Annotated in this window: 32 protein-coding genes; 26 read left to right on the top strand and 6 right to left on the bottom strand. The window is 51.1% G+C overall.

Features of this window, described 5'->3' with window-relative positions:
- Window positions 1–183: 183 nt before the first annotated feature.
- The 20 genes from rplN (at window position 184) to LC417_RS17830 (ending at window position 9,898) form a co-directional block, all read left to right on the top strand.
- A complete protein-coding gene (gene rplN / locus LC417_RS17925; RefSeq protein ID WP_006120590.1) occupies window positions 184–555 on the top strand; it encodes a 50S ribosomal protein L14 in 372 nt (123 codons plus the stop codon).
- 10 nt (window positions 556–565) lie between these two features.
- Complete coding sequence (gene rplX / locus LC417_RS17920) at window positions 566–880, top strand: 50S ribosomal protein L24 (RefSeq protein WP_003850150.1); 315 nt, start codon at window positions 566–568, stop codon at window positions 878–880.
- A 14-nt stretch (window positions 881–894) separates the two neighbouring features.
- Complete coding sequence (gene rplE, locus LC417_RS17915; protein WP_003850155.1) at window positions 895–1,434, top strand: 50S ribosomal protein L5; 540 nt, start codon at window positions 895–897, stop codon at window positions 1,432–1,434.
- A 14-nt stretch (window positions 1,435–1,448) separates the two neighbouring features.
- On the top strand, window positions 1,449–1,754 hold the full coding sequence (gene rpsN, locus LC417_RS17910) for a 30S ribosomal protein S14 (RefSeq protein ID WP_008927132.1): 306 nt from the start codon (window positions 1,449–1,451) through the stop codon (window positions 1,752–1,754).
- Between the two features lie 32 nt (window positions 1,755–1,786).
- Window positions 1,787–2,179, top strand: coding sequence for a 30S ribosomal protein S8 (rpsH, locus tag LC417_RS17905; RefSeq protein WP_003850158.1), 393 nt, complete (start codon window positions 1,787–1,789; stop codon window positions 2,177–2,179).
- Between the two features lie 13 nt (window positions 2,180–2,192).
- The gene (gene rplF / locus LC417_RS17900) at window positions 2,193–2,726 is read left to right on the top strand and encodes a 50S ribosomal protein L6 (protein ID WP_003850161.1); all 534 of its coding nucleotides are present in this window, start codon (window positions 2,193–2,195) and stop codon (window positions 2,724–2,726) included.
- A gap of 9 nt (window positions 2,727–2,735) precedes the next feature.
- Complete coding sequence (gene rplR / locus LC417_RS17895) at window positions 2,736–3,089, top strand: 50S ribosomal protein L18 (RefSeq protein WP_003850163.1); 354 nt, start codon at window positions 2,736–2,738, stop codon at window positions 3,087–3,089.
- 14 nt (window positions 3,090–3,103) lie between these two features.
- Complete coding sequence (rpsE, locus tag LC417_RS17890) at window positions 3,104–3,604, top strand: 30S ribosomal protein S5 (protein WP_003850164.1); 501 nt, start codon at window positions 3,104–3,106, stop codon at window positions 3,602–3,604.
- Window positions 3,605–3,609: 5 nt separating this feature from the next.
- Window positions 3,610–3,789, top strand: a complete 180-nt coding sequence (gene rpmD / locus LC417_RS17885; RefSeq protein WP_003850166.1) for a 50S ribosomal protein L30 — start codon at window positions 3,610–3,612, stop codon at window positions 3,787–3,789.
- Between the two features lie 3 nt (window positions 3,790–3,792).
- Window positions 3,793–4,227, top strand: a complete 435-nt coding sequence (rplO, locus tag LC417_RS17880) for a 50S ribosomal protein L15 (RefSeq protein ID WP_003850168.1) — start codon at window positions 3,793–3,795, stop codon at window positions 4,225–4,227.
- 7 nt (window positions 4,228–4,234) lie between these two features.
- The gene (gene secY, locus LC417_RS17875; protein WP_003850175.1) at window positions 4,235–5,566 is read left to right on the top strand and encodes a preprotein translocase subunit SecY; all 1,332 of its coding nucleotides are present in this window, start codon (window positions 4,235–4,237) and stop codon (window positions 5,564–5,566) included.
- A 32-nt stretch (window positions 5,567–5,598) separates the two neighbouring features.
- Window positions 5,599–5,715, top strand: coding sequence for a 50S ribosomal protein L36 (gene rpmJ, locus LC417_RS17870; protein WP_010252805.1), 117 nt, complete (start codon window positions 5,599–5,601; stop codon window positions 5,713–5,715).
- Between the two features lie 146 nt (window positions 5,716–5,861).
- Window positions 5,862–6,218 carry a 30S ribosomal protein S13 gene (gene rpsM, locus LC417_RS17865; protein ID WP_003850176.1) on the top strand — a complete coding sequence of 119 codons (357 nt, stop codon included), beginning with the start codon at window positions 5,862–5,864 and terminating at the stop codon, window positions 6,216–6,218.
- 16 nt (window positions 6,219–6,234) lie between these two features.
- The gene (gene rpsK / locus LC417_RS17860; protein WP_004160563.1) at window positions 6,235–6,624 is read left to right on the top strand and encodes a 30S ribosomal protein S11; all 390 of its coding nucleotides are present in this window, start codon (window positions 6,235–6,237) and stop codon (window positions 6,622–6,624) included.
- 33 nt (window positions 6,625–6,657) lie between these two features.
- Window positions 6,658–7,278 (top strand): 30S ribosomal protein S4, encoded by a 621-nt coding sequence (rpsD, locus tag LC417_RS17855; RefSeq protein ID WP_008927131.1) that lies wholly within the window; start codon window positions 6,658–6,660, stop codon window positions 7,276–7,278.
- Window positions 7,279–7,303: 25 nt separating this feature from the next.
- A complete protein-coding gene (locus LC417_RS17850; RefSeq protein ID WP_003850179.1) occupies window positions 7,304–8,293 on the top strand; it encodes a DNA-directed RNA polymerase subunit alpha in 990 nt (329 codons plus the stop codon).
- Window positions 8,294–8,333: 40 nt separating this feature from the next.
- Window positions 8,334–8,720, top strand: a complete 387-nt coding sequence (gene rplQ / locus LC417_RS17845; protein WP_003850180.1) for a 50S ribosomal protein L17 — start codon at window positions 8,334–8,336, stop codon at window positions 8,718–8,720.
- A gap of 96 nt (window positions 8,721–8,816) precedes the next feature.
- Entirely contained in the window at window positions 8,817–9,188 is a 372-nt protein-coding gene (locus LC417_RS17840) for a DUF1992 domain-containing protein (protein WP_223566205.1), read from the top strand.
- Window positions 9,189–9,605, top strand: a complete 417-nt coding sequence (gene zntR, locus LC417_RS17835) for a Zn(2+)-responsive transcriptional regulator (RefSeq protein WP_010252765.1) — start codon at window positions 9,189–9,191, stop codon at window positions 9,603–9,605.
- A 59-nt stretch (window positions 9,606–9,664) separates the two neighbouring features.
- Window positions 9,665–9,898: an alternative ribosome-rescue factor A gene (locus tag LC417_RS17830; RefSeq protein WP_010252762.1), complete on the top strand. Its 234-nt coding sequence runs from the start codon at window positions 9,665–9,667 to the stop codon at window positions 9,896–9,898.
- On the opposite strand, the gene mscL is transcribed toward LC417_RS17830, so the two are convergent.
- The 5 genes from mscL to def form a co-directional block, all read right to left on the bottom strand.
- On the bottom strand, window positions 9,899–10,309 hold the full coding sequence (mscL, locus tag LC417_RS17825) for a large-conductance mechanosensitive channel protein MscL (RefSeq protein WP_022625142.1): 411 nt from the start codon (window positions 10,307–10,309) through the stop codon (window positions 9,899–9,901).
- Between the two features lie 124 nt (window positions 10,310–10,433).
- On the bottom strand, window positions 10,434–11,810 hold the full coding sequence (gene trkA, locus LC417_RS17820; protein ID WP_010252756.1) for a Trk system potassium transporter TrkA: 1,377 nt from the start codon (window positions 11,808–11,810) through the stop codon (window positions 10,434–10,436).
- An 18-nt stretch (window positions 11,811–11,828) separates the two neighbouring features.
- Window positions 11,829–13,130 (bottom strand): 16S rRNA (cytosine(967)-C(5))-methyltransferase RsmB, encoded by a 1,302-nt coding sequence (gene rsmB, locus LC417_RS17815; protein WP_223566204.1) that lies wholly within the window; start codon window positions 13,128–13,130, stop codon window positions 11,829–11,831.
- 49 nt (window positions 13,131–13,179) lie between these two features.
- Entirely contained in the window at window positions 13,180–14,124 is a 945-nt protein-coding gene (gene fmt / locus LC417_RS17810; protein WP_061704332.1) for a methionyl-tRNA formyltransferase, read from the bottom strand.
- 20 nt (window positions 14,125–14,144) lie between these two features.
- Window positions 14,145–14,657: a peptide deformylase gene (gene def / locus LC417_RS17805; RefSeq protein ID WP_010252747.1), complete on the bottom strand. Its 513-nt coding sequence runs from the start codon at window positions 14,655–14,657 to the stop codon at window positions 14,145–14,147.
- Between the two features lie 115 nt (window positions 14,658–14,772).
- On the opposite strand from def, the gene dprA reads away from it, so the two are divergent.
- From dprA to LC417_RS17775, 6 genes are read left to right on the top strand one after another with little or no spacing between them, the layout of a single operon-like run.
- Window positions 14,773–15,897 carry a DNA-protecting protein DprA gene (dprA, locus tag LC417_RS17800; RefSeq protein WP_033772964.1) on the top strand — a complete coding sequence of 375 codons (1,125 nt, stop codon included), beginning with the start codon at window positions 14,773–14,775 and terminating at the stop codon, window positions 15,895–15,897.
- Window positions 15,869–16,342, top strand: coding sequence for a DUF494 family protein Smg (gene smg / locus LC417_RS17795; RefSeq protein WP_010252741.1), 474 nt, complete (start codon window positions 15,869–15,871; stop codon window positions 16,340–16,342). The genes dprA and smg overlap by 29 nt, the downstream gene beginning before the upstream one ends.
- A 24-nt stretch (window positions 16,343–16,366) precedes the next feature.
- Window positions 16,367–16,915, top strand: coding sequence for a topoisomerase DNA-binding C4 zinc finger domain-containing protein (locus tag LC417_RS17790; RefSeq protein ID WP_010252738.1), 549 nt, complete (start codon window positions 16,367–16,369; stop codon window positions 16,913–16,915).
- A 3-nt stretch (window positions 16,916–16,918) separates the two neighbouring features.
- The gene (tsaC, locus tag LC417_RS17785; RefSeq protein WP_010252735.1) at window positions 16,919–17,491 is read left to right on the top strand and encodes an L-threonylcarbamoyladenylate synthase type 1 TsaC; all 573 of its coding nucleotides are present in this window, start codon (window positions 16,919–16,921) and stop codon (window positions 17,489–17,491) included.
- Window positions 17,492–17,494: 3 nt separating this feature from the next.
- Complete coding sequence (aroE, locus tag LC417_RS17780) at window positions 17,495–18,313, top strand: shikimate dehydrogenase (protein ID WP_010671594.1); 819 nt, start codon at window positions 17,495–17,497, stop codon at window positions 18,311–18,313.
- A complete protein-coding gene (locus tag LC417_RS17775) occupies window positions 18,310–18,567 on the top strand; it encodes a DUF1488 domain-containing protein (protein WP_045139580.1) in 258 nt (85 codons plus the stop codon). Before aroE ends, LC417_RS17775 begins: the two co-directional genes overlap by 4 nt.
- Here LC417_RS17775 and LC417_RS17770 read toward each other — a convergent pair.
- Complete coding sequence (locus LC417_RS17770) at window positions 18,534–19,088, bottom strand: gamma carbonic anhydrase family protein (protein ID WP_223564769.1); 555 nt, start codon at window positions 19,086–19,088, stop codon at window positions 18,534–18,536. The two genes, LC417_RS17775 and LC417_RS17770, sit on opposite strands and share 34 nt — an antisense overlap.
- Window positions 19,089–19,540: the final 452 nt, after the last annotated feature.

The following is a 19,540-nucleotide window of genomic DNA, read 5'->3' as shown; positions in this document are numbered from 1 at the left end:
ACTATTCCCTAGAATACGCCCTCCCTGTCATCAGGGGAAATCAGCGGCTCGATTGAGAGCCGTTTATTTTTTCTACCCATCTGTGAGAACCGGTGTTACAATGCCGCGCCCTCAATTATGGGGCTTTCTAACGACCTGAGGTTTAGGTCCCGAAGTAGTAGTTGACATTAGCGGAGCACTAAAATGATCCAAGAACAGACTATGCTGAACGTCGCCGACAACTCCGGTGCACGTCGCGTAATGTGTATCAAGGTTCTGGGTGGCTCGCACCGTCGCTACGCAGGCGTCGGTGACATCATCAAAGTTACCATCAAGGAAGCAATTCCGCGTGGTAAAGTCAAAAAAGGTGATGTCCTGAAGGCGGTAGTGGTGCGCACCAGGAAGGGTGTTCGTCGCCCGGACGGTTCTGTCATTCGCTTCGATGGTAATGCATGCGTTATTCTGAACAATAACAGTGAGCAGCCTATCGGTACGCGTATTTTTGGGCCGGTAACTCGTGAACTTCGTACTGAAAAGTTCATGAAAATTATCTCTCTGGCACCAGAAGTACTCTAAGGAGCGAACAATGGCAGCTAAAATCCGTCGTAACGACGAAGTTATCGTGTTAACCGGTAAAGATAAAGGTAAGCGCGGTAAAGTTAAGAATGTCCTGTCTTCTGGTAAGGTCATCGTTGAAGGTATCAACCTGGTGAAGAAACATCAGAAGCCGGTTCCGGCTCTGAACCAACCAGGTGGCATCGTTGAAAAAGAAGCTGCTATTCAGGTTTCTAACGTTGCACTGTTCAACGCGGCAACTGGTAAGGCTGACCGTGTAGGCTTTAGATTCGAAGACGGCAAAAAAGTCCGTTTCTTCAAGTCTAACAGCGAAACTATCAAGTAATTTGGAGTAGTACGATGGCGAAACTGCATGATTACTACAAAGACGAAGTAGTCCAGAAACTCATGACAGAGTTTGGCTACAATTCTGTCATGCAAGTCCCTCGGGTCGAGAAGATCACCCTGAACATGGGTGTTGGTGAAGCGATCGCTGACAAGAAACTGCTGGATAACGCAGCAGCTGACCTGGCAGCAATCTCCGGTCAAAAACCGCTGGTCACCAAAGCACGCAAATCAGTTGCAGGCTTCAAAATCCGTCAGGGCTATCCGATCGGCTGTAAAGTAACTCTGCGTGGCGAGCGCATGTGGGAGTTCTTTGAGCGTCTGGTCACCATTGCTGTTCCACGTATCCGTGACTTCCGTGGCTTGTCCGCTAAGTCATTCGATGGTCGTGGCAACTACAGCATGGGTGTACGTGAGCAGATCATCTTCCCAGAAATCGACTACGACAAAGTCGATCGCGTTCGTGGTTTGGATATCACCATTACCACTACTGCGAAATCTGATGATGAAGGCCGTGCTCTGCTGGCTGCCTTTGACTTCCCGTTCCGTAAGTAAGGTAGGGTTACTTAATGGCTAAGCAATCTATGAAAGCACGCGAAGTTAAGCGTGCAAAATTAGCAGACAAATTCTTCGCTAAACGCGCTGAACTGAAAGCGATCATCTCTGATGTGAACGCTTCCGACGAAGATCGTTGGGATGCTGTTCTGAAGCTGCAGAGTCTGCCGCGTGATTCCAGCCCTTCGCGTCAGCGTAACCGCTGCCGTCAAACAGGTCGTCCGCACGGTTTCCTGCGGAAGTTTGGGTTGAGCCGTATCAAGGTCCGCGAAGCCGCCATGCGCGGTGAAATCCCGGGCCTGAAAAAGGCTAGCTGGTAATTGTCACCAATTGAATCACGGGAGTAACACAGATGAGCATGCAAGATCCGATCGCGGATATGCTGACCCGTATCCGTAACGGTCAGGCCGCAAACAAAGTTGCGGTCACCATGCCTTCCTCCAAGCTGAAATTGGCAATTGCCAACGTTCTGAAGGAAGAAGGATATATTGAAGATTTCAAAATCGAAGGCGACATCAAGCTGGAACTGGAACTTACTCTCAAGTATTTCCAGGGCAAAGCTGTTGTAGAAAGCATTCAGCGAGTAAGCCGTCCTGGTCTGCGCATCTATAAGAAAAAAGATGAGCTGCCAAAGGTAATGGCTGGTATGGGCATCGCTGTAGTTTCTACATCTAAAGGTGTCATGACTGATCGTGCAGCGCGCCAGGCAGGTCTTGGTGGCGAAATTATCTGCTACGTAGCGTAATCGGAGGATACATATGTCTCGTGTTGCTAAAGCACCTGTCGTTGTTCCTGCCGGCGTAGAGGTAAAACTCAACGGTCAGGTAATTTCGATTAAAGGTAAAAACGGCGAGCTGACTCGTACTATCAATGATGCTGTTGAAGTTAAGCATGCTGACAACGCTCTGACTTTCGCTCCGCGCGAAGGTTTCGTTGACGGCTGGGCGCAGGCGGGTACTTCTCGCGCGCTGCTGAACGCAATGGTAATCGGTGTTACCGAAGGCTTCACTAAGAAGCTGCAGCTGGTTGGTGTAGGTTATCGTGCAGCCGTTAAAGGCGACGTGGTTAACCTGTCTCTGGGCTTTTCTCATCCAGTCGATCACCAGCTGCCCGCGGGTATCACTGCAGAATGTCCAACTCAGACTGAGATCGTGCTGAAAGGTGCTGATAAACAGCTGATTGGTCAGGTTGCAGCGGACTTGCGCGCCTACCGTCGTCCTGAGCCTTATAAAGGCAAGGGTGTCCGTTACGCCGACGAAGTCGTGCGTACCAAAGAGGCTAAGAAGAAGTAAGGTAACACTATGGATAAGAAATCTGCTCGTATCCGTCGTGCGACCCGTGCACGTCGCAAGCTCAAAGAGCTGGGTGCTACTCGCCTGGTGGTACATCGTACCCCGCGTCATATTTACGCACAGGTAATCGCCCCGAACGGTTCCGAAGTTCTGGTCGCTGCTTCTACTGTAGAAAAAGCTATCACTGAACAACTGAAGTATACCGGTAATAAAGAAGCCGCAGCTGCAGTAGGTAAAGCTATCGCAGAACGCGCAATCGAAAAAGGCATCACTGGTGTTTCTTTCGACCGTTCCGGTTTCCAATATCATGGTCGCGTCCAGGCACTGGCAGATGCTGCCCGTGAAGCTGGCCTTCAGTTCTAAGGTAGAGGTCTAAGATGGCACACATCGAGAAACAAGCTGGCGAACTGCAGGAAAAACTGATCGCGGTAAACCGTGTTTCTAAAACTGTTAAAGGTGGTCGTATCTTCTCCTTCACAGCACTGACTGTGGTAGGCGATGGTAATGGTCGCGTAGGTTTTGGTTACGGTAAAGCGCGTGAAGTTCCAGCAGCGATCCAGAAAGCGATGGAGAAAGCCCGTCGCAACATGGTTAACGTCGCGCTGACCAACGGCACCCTGCAGCACCCAGTTAAAGGTGCACACACGGGTTCCCGCGTGTTCATGCAGCCGGCTTCAGAAGGTACCGGTATTATTGCCGGTGGTGCAATGCGCGCCGTTCTGGAAGTCGCTGGAGTTCATAACGTACTGGCAAAAGCCTATGGTTCTACTAACCCGATTAACGTGGTTCGTGCAACTATCGACGGCCTGGGCAATATGAAATCTCCGGAAATGGTCGCTGCTAAGCGTGGTAAATCCGTTGAAGAAATTCTGGGGTAATCACGATGGCTAAGACTATTAAAATCACTCAAACCCGTAGTTCAATCGGCCGCTTGCCTAAGCATAAAGCCACTCTGGTTGGCCTGGGTCTGCGTCGTATTGGCCACACCGTTGAGCGTGAAGACACGCCTGCAGTACGCGGTATGGTTAACGCGGTTTCCTATATGGTTAAAGTGGAGGAGTAAGAGATGCGTTTAAATACTCTGTCTCCGGCCGAAGGGTCTAAGCACGCTACCAAGCGTCTGGGTCGTGGTATCGGTTCTGGCCTCGGAAAAACCGGTGGTCGTGGTCACAAAGGTCAGAACTCACGTTCTGGCGGTGGCGTACGTCGCGGTTTCGAAGGTGGTCAGATGCCTCTGTACCGTCGTCTGCCGAAGTTCGGTTTCACCTCTCGCAAAGCAATGATCACCACAGAGATTCGTCTGTCTGATCTGGCGAAAGTTGAAGGCGGTATCGTCGACCTGAACGCGCTGAAAGCAGCCAACATTGTCGGTGTTCAGATTGAATTCGTTAAAGTAATTCTGTCTGGTGAAGTTTCTACACCGGTAACGGTTCGCGGTCTGCGTGTCACCAAAGGTGCACGTGCTGCAATCGAAGCTGCTGGCGGTAAAATCGAGGAATAAGTAGCAGATGGCTAAACAACCGGGATTAGATTTTCAAAGTGCCAAGGGTGGCTTTGGTGAGCTGAAACGCAGACTGCTGTTTGTAATCGGCGCACTCATTGTCTTCCGTATTGGCTCTTTTATTCCAATCCCTGGTATTGATGCCACTGTACTTGCCAAACTGCTTGAGCAACAGCGTGGCACCATCATTGAAATGTTTAACATGTTCTCTGGTGGTGCTCTGAGCCGTGCTTCTATTTTCGCACTGGGCATCATGCCGTATATTTCGGCGTCGATTATCATCCAGTTATTAACGGTGGTTCATCCAGCGTTAGCGGAAATTAAGAAAGAAGGGGAGGCTGGCCGTCGTAAGATTAGCCAGTACACCCGATACGGTACGTTGGTATTGGCCATATTTCAGTCGATCGGTATTGCTACCGGTCTGCCGAATATGCCAGGGATGCAAGGCCTGGTAATGAATCCAGGCTTTGCTTTCTACTTTACCGCTGTTGTGAGTCTGGTCTCAGGAACGATGTTCCTGATGTGGCTGGGCGAACAGATTACTGAACGTGGTATCGGTAACGGTATTTCGATCATTATCTTCGCAGGTATCGTTGCGGGTCTCCCGCCGGCCATTGGCCATACCATCGAGCAAGCGCGGCAAGGCGACCTGCACTTCCTTCTGTTGCTGTTGGTTGCAGTACTCGTATTCGCAGTGACCTTCTTTGTTATCTTTGTTGAACGTGGTCAACGCCGCATTGTGGTGAACTACGCAAAACGTCAGCAAGGTCGTCGCGTTTACGCTGCACAGAGCACACATTTACCGTTGAAAGTGAACATGGCAGGCGTCATTCCAGCCATTTTTGCTTCCAGCATTATTCTGTTCCCGGCAACGATTGCATCGTGGTTTGGGGGCGGTACCGGTTGGAACTGGCTGACAACAATTTCGCTGTATTTGCAGCCAGGACAGCCGCTTTATGTGCTACTCTATGCGACTGCAATCATCTTCTTCTGTTTCTTCTATACGGCGTTGGTTTTCAACCCACGTGAAACAGCAGATAACCTGAAGAAGTCTGGTGCATTCGTACCGGGAATTCGTCCGGGAGAGCAAACGGCGAAGTATATTGATAAAGTAATGACGCGATTGACCTTAATCGGCGCTCTCTACATTACGTTTATCTGCCTTATCCCGGAGTTCATGCGTGATGCGATGAAGGTTCCCTTCTACTTTGGCGGTACTTCACTGCTTATCGTAGTTGTCGTCATCATGGACTTTATGGCTCAAGTGCAAACTCTGATGATGTCAAGTCAGTACGAGTCGGCACTGAAGAAAGCTAACCTGAAAGGCTACGGCCGTTAATTCAGTTGGTTGAGAAGTTACGGAGAGTAAAAATGAAAGTTCGTGCTTCCGTCAAGAGATTATGTCGTAACTGCAAAATCATTCGTCGCGACGGTGTCGTCCGTGTGATCTGCAGCGCCGAGCCAAAGCATAAACAGCGCCAAGGCTGATTTTGTCACATATTTTTCTTGCAAAGTCGGGTTGAGCTGGCTAGATTAGCCAGCCAATCTTTTGTATGTCAGTGCGTTTCCATTTGAGTATCCTGAAAACGGGCTTTTCAGCATGGGACGTGCTTGTTTAATTATAGGAGTGCATAGTGGCCCGTATAGCAGGCATTAACATTCCTGATCAAAAACATACCGTTATCGCATTAACTTCGATCTTCGGTATCGGTAAAACTCGTTCTAAAGCCATCTGCGCTTCAACGGGTATTGCTGAAAATGTTAAGATCAGTGAGCTGTCTGAAGAACAAATTGATCAGCTGCGTGATGCAGTTGCGAAATTCGTTGTAGAAGGTGATCTGCGCCGTGAAATCACCCTGAGCATCAAGCGTCTTATGGACCTTGGTTGCTACCGTGGTTTGCGCCATCGTCGTGGTCTTCCGGTTCGCGGTCAGCGTACTAAGACCAACGCACGTACCCGTAAGGGTCCGCGTAAACCGATCAAGAAATAATCGGGGTGAGTAAATAATGGCAAAGGCACCAGTTCGTGCACGTAAGCGTGTAAGAAAACAAGTCTCAGATGGCGTGGCTCATGTCCATGCTTCTTTTAACAACACCATCGTTACCATTACTGATCGTCAGGGTAACGCACTGGGTTGGGCAACCGCCGGTGGTTCCGGTTTCCGCGGTTCACGTAAATCCACTCCGTTTGCTGCTCAGGTCGCTGCAGAGCGCTGTGCAGAAGCGGTAAAAGATTACGGAATTAAGAACCTGGAAGTTATGGTAAAGGGTCCGGGTCCAGGTCGCGAATCTACGATTCGTGCTTTGAACGCCGCTGGTTTCCGCATCACTAATATTACTGATGTGACTCCGATCCCTCATAACGGTTGTCGTCCGCCGAAAAAACGTCGCGTATAACGCCCGTTTTTTTAGGATAGTTGGAGAAAGAAAATGGCAAGATATTTGGGTCCTAAGCTCAAGCTGAGCCGTCGTGAGGGCACTGACTTATTCCTTAAGTCTGGCGTTCGCGCGATTGATTCCAAGTGTAAGATTGAACAAGCCCCTGGTCAGCATGGTGCGCGTAAACCGCGTCTGTCTGATTACGGCGGTCAGTTACGTGAAAAGCAAAAAGTTCGTCGTATCTACGGCGTGCTGGAGCGTCAGTTCCGTAACTATTATAAAGAAGCAGCTCGTCTGAAAGGCAACACCGGTGAAAACCTGTTGGCTCTGCTGGAAGGTCGTCTGGACAACGTAGTTTATCGTATGGGCTTTGGTGCCACTCGTGCAGAAGCACGTCAGCTGGTTAGCCATAAGTCTGTTCTGGTAAATGGCCGCGTTGTTAACATCGCTTCTTATCAGGTATCTCCGAATGATGTCGTTAGCATCCGTGAGAAAGCCAAAAAGCAATCTCGCGTGAAGGCCGCTCTGGAGCTGGCTGAGCAGCGTGAAAAGCCAACCTGGCTGGAAGTTGATGCGACTAAGATGGAAGGTGTGTTCAAGCGTATTCCTGAACGTACTGATCTGTCTGCGGACATTAACGAACACCTGATCGTCGAGCTTTACTCCAAGTAAGGCTTAGTACCAAAGAGAGGACACAATGCAGGGTTCTGTGACAGAGTTTCTAAAACCGCGCCTGGTAGATATCGAGCAAGTGAGTTCGACGCACGCCAAGGTGACCCTTGAGCCTTTAGAGCGTGGCTTTGGCCATACTCTTGGTAACGCACTGCGCCGTATTCTGCTTTCATCCATGCCGGGTTGCGCGGTGACCGAGGTTGAAATTGATGGTGTACTTCATGAGTACAGCACCAAAGAGGGAGTACAGGAAGATATCCTGGAAATCCTGCTCAACCTGAAAGGGCTGGCGGTAAGAGTTCAGGGGAAAGATGAAGTTATTCTGACCTTGAATAAATCTGGCATTGGCCCTGTGACTGCAGCCGACATTACCCATGATGGTGATGTCGAAATCGTCAAGCCTCAGCATGTCATTTGCCATCTGACCGATGAGAACGCTGCTATCAGCATGCGTATCAAAGTTCAGCGTGGTCGTGGCTATGTGCCGGCTTCTGCCCGAATTCATTCGGAAGAAGATGAGCGCCCAATCGGCCGCCTGTTAGTTGACGCTTGCTACAGCCCTGTAGACCGTATCGCCTACAATGTTGAAGCAGCGCGTGTAGAGCAGCGCACCGACCTGGACAAGCTGGTCATCGAAATGGAAACCAACGGCACAATCGATCCTGAAGAGGCGATTCGTCGTGCGGCAACCATTCTGGCAGAACAACTTGAAGCTTTCGTTGACTTACGTGATGTACGTCAGCCGGAAGTTAAAGAAGAGAAACCAGAATTCGATCCGATCCTGCTGCGCCCTGTTGACGATCTGGAATTGACTGTCCGCTCTGCTAACTGCCTTAAGGCAGAAGCTATCCACTACATCGGTGATCTGGTACAGCGTACCGAGGTTGAGCTGCTTAAAACGCCTAACCTTGGTAAAAAATCTCTTACCGAGATTAAAGATGTGCTGGCTTCGCGTGGTCTTTCTCTGGGTATGCGCCTCGAGAACTGGCCGCCAGCAAGCATTGCTGATGAATAATCAGATCACAGGTTAAGGTTTCACTGAGAAGGATAAGGTCATGCGCCATCGTAAGAGTGGTCGTCAACTGAACCGCAACAGCAGCCATCGTCAGGCTATGTTCCGCAACATGGCCGGTTCTCTGGTTCGTCATGAGATCATCAAAACGACTCTGCCGAAAGCCAAAGAACTGCGTCGCGTAGTTGAGCCGCTGATTACTCTTGCCAAGACCGACAGCGTAGCTAATCGTCGTCTGGCATTCGCCCGTACTCGTGATAACGAGATCGTGGCAAAACTGTTTAATGAGCTGGGCCCGCGTTTCGCGAGCCGTGCCGGTGGTTACACTCGTATTCTGAAGTGTGGCTTCCGTGCTGGTGACAACGCTCCGATGGCTTACATCGAGCTGGTTGATCGTCCAGAAGCTCAAGCAGAAGCAGCCGCAGAGTAATCTGTAGCAACGTAAAAAACCCGCTTCGGCGGGTTTTTTATTGCCTGAAATTTACTACCTTAGAACTTACTCTTTACATGTTCAAAGGAGCTAACTATGTGGCTGGTTGATGAACTTGCTGAACAGCACATCAAAGCGGCGCTGGAAAAAGGCGAGCTGAGTAATCTTCCCGGCTCTGGTAAGCCGCTGCAGCTGGATGATGACAGTCATGTTCCGCCTGAGTTAAGAGCGGGCTACCGGTTACTGAAAAATTCGGGCTTTCTGCCGCCGGAGCTTGAGCTCAGACGTGAAGCCATGGAAGTTAACGATCTTATGCGTAACCTCGATCCAGCGGATCAAAATTATCGGGATCATTGCCATCGGCTTCAGGTGCTGGAGCTAAGATTACGCCAGGCGGGTATCAGTACCGATTTTCTTCATGGTAGTTATTCCACTGCTATTCAGCATCGTTTCCGCGAGGAGGAGTAAATGTTTCGCATCGGTCAGTTAGCTAAGCTTGCGGAGGTGACGCCAGACACTATCCGTTTTTATGAAAAGCAGCAGATGATGGATCATGATGGTCGTACGGAAGGTGGCTTTCGCCTTTACAGCGAGGGCGATCTTCAGCGTCTGAAATTTATTCGCTATGGCCGTAAACTGGGTTTCAGCCTTGAAGCGATCAGAGAGCTACTTTCGATCCGGGTTGATCCTGCGCATCACACCTGTCAGGAATCAAAAGCGATCGTTGAAAAACGGCTGAGTGAAGTTGCTCAGATGATCGCAGAGTTAGAAACGATGCAGCGTTCCCTGCGACACCTTTCCGATGCCTGTTGTGGTGACAGTCACAGTAGCATTTCGTGCTCAATTCTTGAGGCGCTGGAGCGGGGAGAGGCTTCGAGCAAATAAGCATATTGTTATTTTGCTGCAAAGGAATAGAGTATCAGACCATCTCAACAGGAGGCGTCATGAGTAAATATCAGCACACCAAAGGGCAAATCCGCGATAACGCGATTCAGGCTCTGTTACACGACCCACTATTTCGGCAACGCATAGAGCAGAAGCAAAAGGGTAAAGGTAGTTTCAAGCGGAAAGAGAAACATGGCAAGGGGACTGGATGGGAGGGCAGTGATAAGAAAGCGTCTTATCACTGCCCTTCTGCTTTTACGGTTAAAAAAACCGCCTGTGCGGCGGCTTATTAACTAGACCCGGGTATTCTGCTGTTTCAGCAGATCGCGGATTTCAGTCAGCAGAACTTCTTCGTTTGACGGTTTAGCAACTGGCTTCTCTACTTCCTTTTTCTTGTACAGACGATTCATTAACTTGATCGCCATAAAGATTGCGAAAGCGATGATGACGAAATCGAAGATGGTCTGAAGGAAGATACCGTACTGCATTACAACGGCTGGAGCATCACCAACTGCAGGCTTAAGTACCCAGGCGAATGATTTAAAATCGACACCACCAATCAGTAAGCCTAAAGGCGGCATAATGATGTTGGCGACTAACGATGAAACAATTTTACCGAATGCAGCACCGATGATGACACCGACGGCTAAATCCATCACATTGCCGCGCATTGCGAAATCGCGAAACTCTTTGATTAAACTCATACTTATCTCCTTGCCCAAGCCAATGCCATAAAGTCTAACAAACCCTACTGGTTTTGCCATCAACACAGCGAATTAAGCGGCAGTTTTGCGTTCCTTGTGTTCTGTTCGCCTATAAACGCGGCATTTACAGGAAAAATGGACTCGGCTGGAAGAGACGTTCCACATCTGATACAAACTTCTTGTCGGTCAGGAACATGATGACATGATCACCTTGTTCAATTCGCAGGTTATCATTGGCAATCATCACATCGTCTCCACGAACCACTGCGCCAATAATGGTGCCTGGCGGTAGTTTGATATCATCAATGGAGCGGCCGACCACGCGTGAAGTTGATTCGTCTCCGTGCGCTATCGCTTCGATCGCTTCTGCAATACCGCGTCGTAGCGATGAAACGCCCACGATATCCGCTTTGCGCACATGACCAAGCAGGGCAGAAATCGTGGCCTGCTGAGGTGAAATAGCGATATCGATAACGCTGCCTTGTACCAGATCGACGTAGGCGCGGCGCTGAATCAGCACCATAACCTTCTTCGCCCCCATCTTTTTTGCCAGCATGGCTGACATAATATTGGCTTCATCATCATTGGTGACGGCGATAAAGAGATCAACCTGATCAACATGTTCTTCAGCGAGAAGTTCCTGATCTGACGCATCGCCATAAAAGACGACTGTGTCGTGAAGATGCTCTGCCAGTTCTGCTGCGCGCTGGGGGTTACGTTCAATCAGCTTCACGCTGTAATTTTTCTCAAGTTTTTGTGCCAGACCGAAACCGATATTACCGCCACCTACCAGCATAATCCGTTTATAAGGTTTCTCCAGCCGCTGCATTTCACTCATTACCGCACGAATGTTCTGACTGGCTGCAATGAAAAAGACTTCATCACCCGCTTCTACGATGGTTGAACCCTGCGGGCGAATGGGGCGATCCTGACGAAATATAGCGGCTACGCGGGTATCAATGTGTGGCATATGCTCACGCATGATCGACAGCGGATTTCCTACCAGTGGCCCGCCATAATAAGCTTTCACCACGGCGAGGCTGACTTTGCCTTCAGCAAAGTTTACGACCTGCAATGCGCCAGGGTACTGAATTAAACGATAGATATTGTCAATTACCAGCTGTTCAGGCGAGATCAGGTGATCGATAGGCACCGCTTCAGGAATAAATAACTTGTCCGCATCACGCAGATAGTCGGCCGCGCGAATACGGGCGATGCGATTCGGCGTATTGAAAAGCGAATAAGCAATCTGACAGGCAATCATGTTGGTTTCATCGGAGTTGGTTACGGCAACCAGCATGTCGGCATCTTCTGCACCCGCCTCACGTAAAATGCGTGGATGAGAACCATGACCCTGCACGACGCGAAGATCGAACTTATCCTGCAGGTGACGCAGGCGTGAAGAGTCGGTATCAACCACCGTGATATCGTTGTTTTCACCCACCAGATTTTCTGCCAGGGTTCCGCCAACCTGTCCTGCGCCCAGAATGATTATTTTCATCGCTTATCAATACTCATTTCAGTTTGTACCCGATTTTTTTATCAGCTTAGCGTAGAAGAAACCATCTCCGCCTTCGGCTTCCGGGAATACCTGTAAGCCGTTCGCGGGCGCATCTCTGAGGGGCTCAGCCTGCGAATCATGCTGGCGCTGCAGGAAAGCATCTATCTGCTGATGATTCTCTTCAGGCAGGATGGAACAGGTGGCATAAATCAGTGTACCGCCAGGTTTCAGGTGCGGCCAGATAGCATCAAGAATTTCACCCTGAAGCTTTGCCAGCTCGGCGATATCCCGATCGCGACGCAGCCACTTAATATCGGGATGGCGTCGGATAACACCGGTAGCAGAGCAGGGCGCATCCAGCAGAATACGGTCAAACTGACGATCGCCGCACCACTGTTGCGGCGTTCGTCCATCACCCTGTTTCACGTCTGCTTTCATACCCAGTCGCTGCAGATTCTCATTTACGCGTTTAAGACGCTGCGCATCCACGTCGACGGCCATAACTTCGGCCTGAGGCGCGATTTCAAGGATATGGGTCGTTTTACCGCCGGGCGCAGCGCATAAATCCAGAATCTGTTCGCCGTTTTGGGGCTCAAGCAGCAAGGCACAGCGCTGAGCAGATAAATCCTGCACGGTAACCCAACCCTGATCAAAGCCTGGTAGCTGGCTGACCGGGGCAGGGGCGTCAAGCCGCAGCGCATCCGGCACATCGACAGCAGGCTGAGCATTCCTGCCGCTTTCGGCCAGCATAGCCAGCCACGTGTCACGATCGTGGTGCTGGCGATTAACCCGCAGCCACATCGGCGGACGCAGATTATTTGCTTCGACAATCTGTTGCCATTGTTCCGGCCAGGCATGCTGTAAACGCTTTAGCAGCCATCCGGGATGCAGATAGCGTTGCGGGCCATCCTGAACAGTGGCGAGCAGCTCTTCCCGCTGACGCTGAAACTGGCGTAATACGCCATTTAATAAGCCTTTCATACTGGTGCGCTTCAGCACTTCGGCGCCCGCGACGGTTTCTGCCAGTGCGGCATGGGCAGGCACACGGGTATATTCCAGCTGATAAAGCCCGACCATGATCAGATAGTGCAGAACCCGCTGTTTGCCGGTAAGTGGACGCTCCATCAGTTTGCCAATCAGCGCTTCCAGCTGCGGTAATGTGCGCAATACGCCAAAACAGATCTCCTGCACTAATGCGCTATCTTTGTCAGAGAGCTTTTTCTGGGCGGCTGGCAGTGCCGTATTCAGGGATTCGCCCTTGTCGACCACACGCTCAATAAGTTGAGCCGAGAGGCTACGCAGGTTGATAGATTTAGTCATAGGGTTTTGTCATCAAACAAAAGGCCCGGTGAGGGACCGGGCCTGAGAGTCAGTCCAGAAGGGTTCCAGGTTCAAACCATTCCCGGCGCGAGTTGAGAAGATCCTGAGCCGACATCGGTTTTTTACCGGCGGGCTGCAACTGGAGCAGGTTCAGTACGCCCTGAGCCGTTGCCACCTGGATGCCATGCTTGTCAGCATGGATAATTTCACCAGGCGCACGATCGCAGTGGGGCAGAACGCTTGCCTGCCAGACTTTAACCGGCTGATCTTCAATGGTGAAAAAGCTCATCGGCCACGGGTTAAAAGCGCGAATACAACGCTCAAGCTGTTCTGCAGAGAGTGTCCAGTCAAGACGTGCTTCCTCTTTACTGAGTTTCTCAGCATAGTTGGCCAGCGTTTCATCCTGTTTTTCAGGTGAAGCCTGCTGAGTGGTCAGTAATGTCAGCGTATCCAGCAGCCCCTGTGGGCCAAGCTGTGCCAGCTTGTCATACAGCGTGGCACTGGTATCCTGGGCAGTAATCGGACAGGCCAGCTTATGCAGCATATCGCCGGTATCCAGTCCCACGTCCATCTGCATGATGGTCACGCCGGTTTCGCTGTCGCCAGCCCAGAGCGCACGTTGAATAGGCGCAGCTCCGCGCCAGCGTGGCAGCAGTGAGCCATGGACATTGATGCATCCCAGACGTGGCATATCAAGCACGGCCTTGGGCAGAATTAATCCGTAGGCTACAACCACCATCACATCGGCCTTGAGGTCAGCAACCAGTTGCTGATTTTCTTCAGGTCGCAGTGACTTAGGCTGATAAACCGGAATGTCATGTGCCATCGCCAGCGTTTTGACCGGGCCTGGCGTTAATTTGTTACCGCGACCAGAAGGACGGTCGGGTTGGGTGAATACGCCGATAACCTGATGTTCAGAAGCAAGCAGCGCGTCAAGATGACGCGCTGCAAAGTCAGGTGTGCCGGCAAAGATGATTTTTAGCGGGGCAGACACGTTTATCCCTTATTAAGATCTCAGGAAGCCTGCGCGTTCTGACGCGCCAGTTTCTCTAATTTATTTTTGATCCGTTGCCGCTTTAAAGGCGACAGATAATCGATAAACAGTTTGCCTTCCAGATGATCGATCTCATGCTGGATACAGATGGCCAGTAACTCGCTGGCTTCCAGTTCGAAACTTTTACCCTCGCGATCCAGTGCACGGACCTTTACCCGCTCGGCACGCGGAACAAATGCGCGCTGTTCCGGAATAGAGAGGCAACCCTCTTCAATGCCGGTTTCACCACTTTTTTCCAGCAGCTCAGGGTTAATCAGCACTAAACGCTCTTCACGACTTTCAGAGACGTCAATCACGATAATGCGCTGATGAATATCGACCTGCGTAGCCGCAAGACCGATACCTTCTTCGGCATACATCGTCTCGAACATATCATCAACGATACGCTGAATGTCTGCGTTAACTTCTTTAACGGGCGCAGCAACTTTGCGAAGACGCTCGTCAGGGAAATGTAATACCTGCAAAACTGACATAAATATCCAGATCTGTATTCGGTTAAGAAAAGATTACTACCTTATATTGTAGACTTTTCGAGGCCTGATTGACAGCATTCTGCGGCAGGAAGCAAGGGCGATCAGGGAGCTGAAGATGGACAAAATAGCGCAGTCTGTACGGCTGGCCGCCGTCACTGGAATGACAGGGAAACGCTGGGTTGATGTGGCGCAGCAAATAGGTGCCGGACAGGCAGACAGGGAGCAGCTTATCCGGCTTGGCTTAGATGAGAGCCAGTGCCAGCAATATGATGATTTTAATGAAAATAATCTCACAGAAGTCTATTCCTGGCTGGCTCAGAGTCCGGCTCATCATCTGGTAACTGCTCTGGACGCGGCCTATCCTGCCCGTCTTAAAGAAACCAACCGCTTTCCGCCGCTGCTCTATATTGATGGCGATCCTGCGCTTATCAGCACACCACAGTTAGCGGTGGTGGGCAGCCGAAACTGTTCACACTATGGCCGCTACTGGTGCGACTGGTTTACCCAGCACTTAAGCCTCAGCGGTCTGACCATTACCAGCGGACTGGCAAGGGGTATTGATGGTGTTGCGCATCAGGCAGCACTCAACGTAGGCGGTAAAACGGTGGCCGTGTTAGGTAGTGGTTTGCAGCGGCTCTATCCCAGCAATCATGCCCATCTTGCCGCAGAGATCGTTGAACAGGGTGGAGCGGTGGTTTCTGAGTTTCCGCTGACGACCCTGCCGCATCCGCTTAATTTTCCGCGCCGTAATCGTATTATCAGCGGCCTGAGCCATGGGGTGCTGGTGGTAGAAGCCTCGCTGAAGAGTGGTTCCCTGGTAACGGCGCGGTATGGGCTGGAGCAAAATCGTAATGTCTATGCCTTACCTGGCGCGCTCGGTAACCCGTTAAGCGAAGGCGTAAACTGGCTGATTCAGCAGGGGGCGCTGCTGGTGGCCCATCCCCATAACATCGTGGAAGATCTGGCAAGTGCACTTAACTGGCTGCCGATGACACCGGCCGGTGAAATTTATTCTGAGGTGAGTGACGATGCTCCATTGCCATTTGCTGATGTGTTGGCTAACGTAGGTGATGATGTTACACCTGTTGACGTTGTCGCTGAACGTGCCGGCCAATCTGTGCCAGTTATCTCAGCTCAGTTGCTGGAACTGGAGTTAGCAGGATGGATCGCAGCTGTACCCGGCGGCTATGTCCGATTGAGGAGGGCATGCCATGTTCGACGTACTGATGTATTTGTTTGAGACATATATCCACAACGAAGCAGAAATGGGTGTTGATCAGGACAGATTGACAGACGACCTGACGGATGCCGGGTTCCATCGTGAAGATATTTACAGTGCGCTGAACTGGTTAGAAAGATTGGCTGACTATCAGGAAGGACTGGTTGCGCCAATTTTACTGACAAATGATCCGCTCTCCATGCGTATTTATACCGATGAAGAGAGCAAACGTTTAGATGCTGACAGCCGTGGTTTCCTGCTGTTCCTGGAGCAGATTCAGGTGCTGAACCTGGAAACGCGTGAAATGGTCATCGAACGCATTATGGCGCTGGATACCTCTGAGTTTGACCTGGAGGATCTCAAATGGGTGGTACTGATGGTGTTGTTCAACATTCCCGGATGTGAAAATGCCTATCAGCAGATGGAAGAACTGCTATTCGACGCCAATGAAGGTATGCTGCATTAAATTTCCTTTCATGCATTGATCGCTATGAGTAAAGCTGCACTCTTCACCGTGCGTAAACAGGATCCCTGCCCCGCTTGCGGGGCAGAACTGGTTATCCGCTCCGGTAAACACGGTCCTTTTCTGGGCTGCGCGAACTACCCGGCATGCGACTACATTCGACCCTTAAAGGGTCAGGCCGATGGTCATGTGGTCAAAGTGCTGGAAGGCCACGCCTGTCCCGAATGCGGTGCGGATAAAGTGTTGCGGCAGGGGCGATTTGGCATGTTCATTGGCTGTAGCCTCTATCCGGAATGCGGATACACCGAAACCATCGACAAACCGGATGAAACCTCGCTGGCCTGTCCACAGTGCCATGAAGGCCGGTTAGTTCAGCGGCGCTCCCGTTACGGCAAAACGTTTCACTCCTGCGACCGCTATCCAGCCTGCCAGTTTGTTGTGAATCTGACACCCGTTGCCGGAATCTGTCCTTATTGCCAGTATCCGCTATTAGTTGAAAAAAAGACGGCCCAAGGGATCAAACGCTTTTGCGCCAGTAAAAGTTGTGGCAAAGCCATTGCTGAAGAGAATTCATAGACCATGGAAAATCAACACCTCGCCGATTCACTTGAAACCTGCTTAGAGCAGCTGAATCGACAGGCGGTCATCGCCTATCCTACTGAAGCCGTATTTGGTCTGGGCTGTGACCCTGACAGTGAATCTGCCGTCATGGCTTTACTGGCGCTGAAACAGCGTCCGGTAGAAAAGGGGCTTATCCTGATTGCGGCTGATTACACCCAGCTGGAACCTTACATCTCCGCTCGGGAACTGTCTGTGATACAGCGTGAGCGGATGTTTGCATGCTGGCCCGGCCCGGTGACCTTTGTCGTACCCGTTCCGCCACAAACGCCTCGCTGGCTTACCGGACAGTTTGATTCACTGGCCATTCGCGTCAGTGACCATCCTGATGTGCAGGCCCTTTGCCGCGCATTTGGTAAACCGCTGGTCTCAACCAGTGCAAATCTGTCAGGCCTGCCTCCCTGCCGAACGGCTGAAGAAGTGAAGCAGCAGTTTGGTGAGCAGTTCCCGGTTCTGTCGGGAAAAACAGGTGGGCGGCTCAATCCCTCTGAAATCCGCGATGTCATCAGCGGCGAACTTATACGTCAGGGCTAATTCATGGATCAATTCGCCGTTTTCGGTAATCCGATCAACCACAGTAAATCTCCGCTGATCCATCAGGCTTTCGCTGAACAGACGGGCGTTGAACATCGCTATGGTCGGATTTGTGCCCCGATAGATGGTTTTCCTCAGGCGCTCTCTGCCTTTTTCGAACAGGGAGGCCGTGGCGCCAACGTGACGTTACCTTTTAAACAGCAGGCATGGGAATTTGCCGATCAGCTCAGCGAACGTGCAGCCCTGTCCGGCGCGGTAAACACGGTGAAAAAACTCAGCGATGGGCAGATCCTGGGTGACAACACGGATGGTATCGGGCTGTTAAGCGATCTTGAACGGCTGAAGATGATCAATGCTGGTGACAAGGTTTTGCTGGTGGGGGCGGGCGGTGCTGCACGTGGGGTCATTCTGCCGCTTCTCTCAGCAGGCGTGACACTCACTGTTGTTAACCGTACCGCCGCGCGGGCGGAAGAGCTGGCTGGCCTGTTTGCAGCGAGCGGCACTATCCGCGCATGTGGTTTTGAGCAGCTGACAGATCAGCACTTTGATCTGATCATTAATGCGACCTCAAGCGGTGTGAATGGCGAAACCCCTCCTTTACCTGCAGCAGTCATTCATGCTGATGTGCGCTGTTATGACATGTTTTATCAAAGCGGGCTGACGCCTTTCCTGCGCTGGTGTCAGGCGCAGGGCACGGCTCATCTGGCAGATGGTTTGGGCATGCTGGTGGGGCAGGCTGCTCATGCCTTCTATCTGTGGCACGGTGTGATGCCGGAAATCGCGCCGGTGATTACCCAGCTTAAACAGGCCATGCAGCCATGAATCAGGCGATACAGTTTCCTGATGATGAAACCTATGATGCTGAACTGAACGCGGTCTGTTTCCCGGTGCTGGTCAACGGCATGCGGCTGACCTGTGCAATCAGCGGGAAGTCGCTGGCTTCACGTTTTGGTGAAGGGGAGGCGATGGCGCTGTTTCAGCACCATCGCTGGGATCTGGAAGATGAGGCTGAAGCGGCTATCCGTCAGGATAATATTGATGCTCAGGGCTGGATCTGGTTATCTCCCGCCAGGTAATCATCTTTCCAGGCGACATAATTATTAGCAGAATAGCGTAAACCTTCCTTCTCATTGTCATTCAGCGGCCTGATCTGCCTGACCGGACTACCCAGATAGAGATAGCCGCTCTCCAGTCTTTTACCTGGCGGCACCAGACTTCCGGCACCAATCATCACCTCTTCTTCTACTATTACGCCATCAAGCAGAATCGATCCCATTCCGACCAGCACGCGATCACCAATGGTACAGCCGTGCAACATCGCTTTATGCCCGACCGTGACATCCTCGCCAATAATAAGAGGGAAGCCTTGCGGGTTAGACGCTGATTTATGCGTAACGTGCAGAACACTGCCGTCCTGTACATTAGTACGGGCACCAATGCGGACCTGATTCACATCACCCCTGATCGCAACCAGCGGCCAGATGCTCACGTCGTCCTCCATTATGACATCACCGACCACAACACTGCTTGGATCGACCATAACGCGCTGGCCGGTTTGCGGGAAAAGGTCTTTATATGGACGTATGGCGGAAGTCATCATGTTCTCCTTTGTTCTGTTTTCAATGCAGCCTGATGCGATTTCAGGCAGCTGACAAGCCAATTCTGGCCTGGATCGCTGGCGATCTCATCAATCTGGATCATTTATAACCGTTCAGATAAAAGATCCAAAAAAAGGGTTGTGCTCTGAAACGGGATCCCTATAATGCGCCTCCATCAACACGGAACACCGGCAACGGAAAACGGGTTGAGAGGCACAGGAGACTGCGCCGCCGGAGAAAAACTTCTGAGAAAGAGGTTGACTCTGCAGGAGGAAAGCGTAATATACGCCACCTCGCGACAGGACGCTAACGCACTGTTCGCACTGCTCTTTAACAATTTATCAGACAATCTGTGTGGGCACTCGCAGGATTGATATCAGCGTCTCCGGACGTAAAAAATATCAAGCCTCACGAGTGAACACATAATGAAATTCATTATGACGTTTTACAG

The sequence above is a fragment of the Pantoea sp. OVA07A genome, from assembly GCF_019969975.1.
Lineage (GTDB): Bacteria > Pseudomonadota > Gammaproteobacteria > Enterobacterales > Enterobacteriaceae > Pantoea > Pantoea agglomerans.
Note: the sequence above shows the minus strand (reverse complement) of the source record. Positions and strands in the feature narration are given on the sequence as shown.

Coding starts and splice junctions, on each gene's coding strand:
- rpsN (WP_008927132.1), top strand. CDS start 1,449: ATGGCTAAGCAATCTATGAAAGCACGCGAAGTTAAGCGTGCAAAATTA.
- rpsK (WP_004160563.1), top strand. CDS start 6,235: ATGGCAAAGGCACCAGTTCGTGCACGTAAGCGTGTAAGAAAACAAGTC.
- tsaC (WP_010252735.1), top strand. CDS start 16,919: ATGGAAAATCAACACCTCGCCGATTCACTTGAAACCTGCTTAGAGCAG.
- LC417_RS17790 (WP_010252738.1), top strand. CDS start 16,367: ATGAGTAAAGCTGCACTCTTCACCGTGCGTAAACAGGATCCCTGCCCC.
- rplX (WP_003850150.1), top strand. CDS start 566: ATGGCAGCTAAAATCCGTCGTAACGACGAAGTTATCGTGTTAACCGGT.
- rpsD (WP_008927131.1), top strand. CDS start 6,658: ATGGCAAGATATTTGGGTCCTAAGCTCAAGCTGAGCCGTCGTGAGGGC.
- LC417_RS17775 (WP_045139580.1), top strand. CDS start 18,310: ATGAATCAGGCGATACAGTTTCCTGATGATGAAACCTATGATGCTGAA.
- rpsE (WP_003850164.1), top strand. CDS start 3,104: ATGGCACACATCGAGAAACAAGCTGGCGAACTGCAGGAAAAACTGATC.
- rpsH (WP_003850158.1), top strand. CDS start 1,787: ATGAGCATGCAAGATCCGATCGCGGATATGCTGACCCGTATCCGTAAC.
- rpmD (WP_003850166.1), top strand. CDS start 3,610: ATGGCTAAGACTATTAAAATCACTCAAACCCGTAGTTCAATCGGCCGC.
- rpmJ (WP_010252805.1), top strand. CDS start 5,599: ATGAAAGTTCGTGCTTCCGTCAAGAGATTATGTCGTAACTGCAAAATC.
- smg (WP_010252741.1), top strand. CDS start 15,869: ATGTTCGACGTACTGATGTATTTGTTTGAGACATATATCCACAACGAA.
- rsmB (WP_223566204.1), bottom strand. CDS start 13,130: ATGACTAAATCTATCAACCTGCGTAGCCTCTCGGCTCAACTTATTGAG.
- LC417_RS17840 (WP_223566205.1), top strand. CDS start 8,817: ATGTGGCTGGTTGATGAACTTGCTGAACAGCACATCAAAGCGGCGCTG.
- mscL (WP_022625142.1), bottom strand. CDS start 10,309: ATGAGTTTAATCAAAGAGTTTCGCGATTTCGCAATGCGCGGCAATGTG.
- rplN (WP_006120590.1), top strand. CDS start 184: ATGATCCAAGAACAGACTATGCTGAACGTCGCCGACAACTCCGGTGCA.
- LC417_RS17770 (WP_223564769.1), bottom strand. CDS start 19,088: ATGACTTCCGCCATACGTCCATATAAAGACCTTTTCCCGCAAACCGGC.
- dprA (WP_033772964.1), top strand. CDS start 14,773: ATGGACAAAATAGCGCAGTCTGTACGGCTGGCCGCCGTCACTGGAATG.
- rplO (WP_003850168.1), top strand. CDS start 3,793: ATGCGTTTAAATACTCTGTCTCCGGCCGAAGGGTCTAAGCACGCTACC.
- secY (WP_003850175.1), top strand. CDS start 4,235: ATGGCTAAACAACCGGGATTAGATTTTCAAAGTGCCAAGGGTGGCTTT.
- trkA (WP_010252756.1), bottom strand. CDS start 11,810: ATGAAAATAATCATTCTGGGCGCAGGACAGGTTGGCGGAACCCTGGCA.
- rplQ (WP_003850180.1), top strand. CDS start 8,334: ATGCGCCATCGTAAGAGTGGTCGTCAACTGAACCGCAACAGCAGCCAT.
- aroE (WP_010671594.1), top strand. CDS start 17,495: ATGGATCAATTCGCCGTTTTCGGTAATCCGATCAACCACAGTAAATCT.
- def (WP_010252747.1), bottom strand. CDS start 14,657: ATGTCAGTTTTGCAGGTATTACATTTCCCTGACGAGCGTCTTCGCAAA.
- zntR (WP_010252765.1), top strand. CDS start 9,189: ATGTTTCGCATCGGTCAGTTAGCTAAGCTTGCGGAGGTGACGCCAGAC.
- LC417_RS17850 (WP_003850179.1), top strand. CDS start 7,304: ATGCAGGGTTCTGTGACAGAGTTTCTAAAACCGCGCCTGGTAGATATC.
- rplF (WP_003850161.1), top strand. CDS start 2,193: ATGTCTCGTGTTGCTAAAGCACCTGTCGTTGTTCCTGCCGGCGTAGAG.
- LC417_RS17830 (WP_010252762.1), top strand. CDS start 9,665: ATGAGTAAATATCAGCACACCAAAGGGCAAATCCGCGATAACGCGATT.
- rplE (WP_003850155.1), top strand. CDS start 895: ATGGCGAAACTGCATGATTACTACAAAGACGAAGTAGTCCAGAAACTC.
- rplR (WP_003850163.1), top strand. CDS start 2,736: ATGGATAAGAAATCTGCTCGTATCCGTCGTGCGACCCGTGCACGTCGC.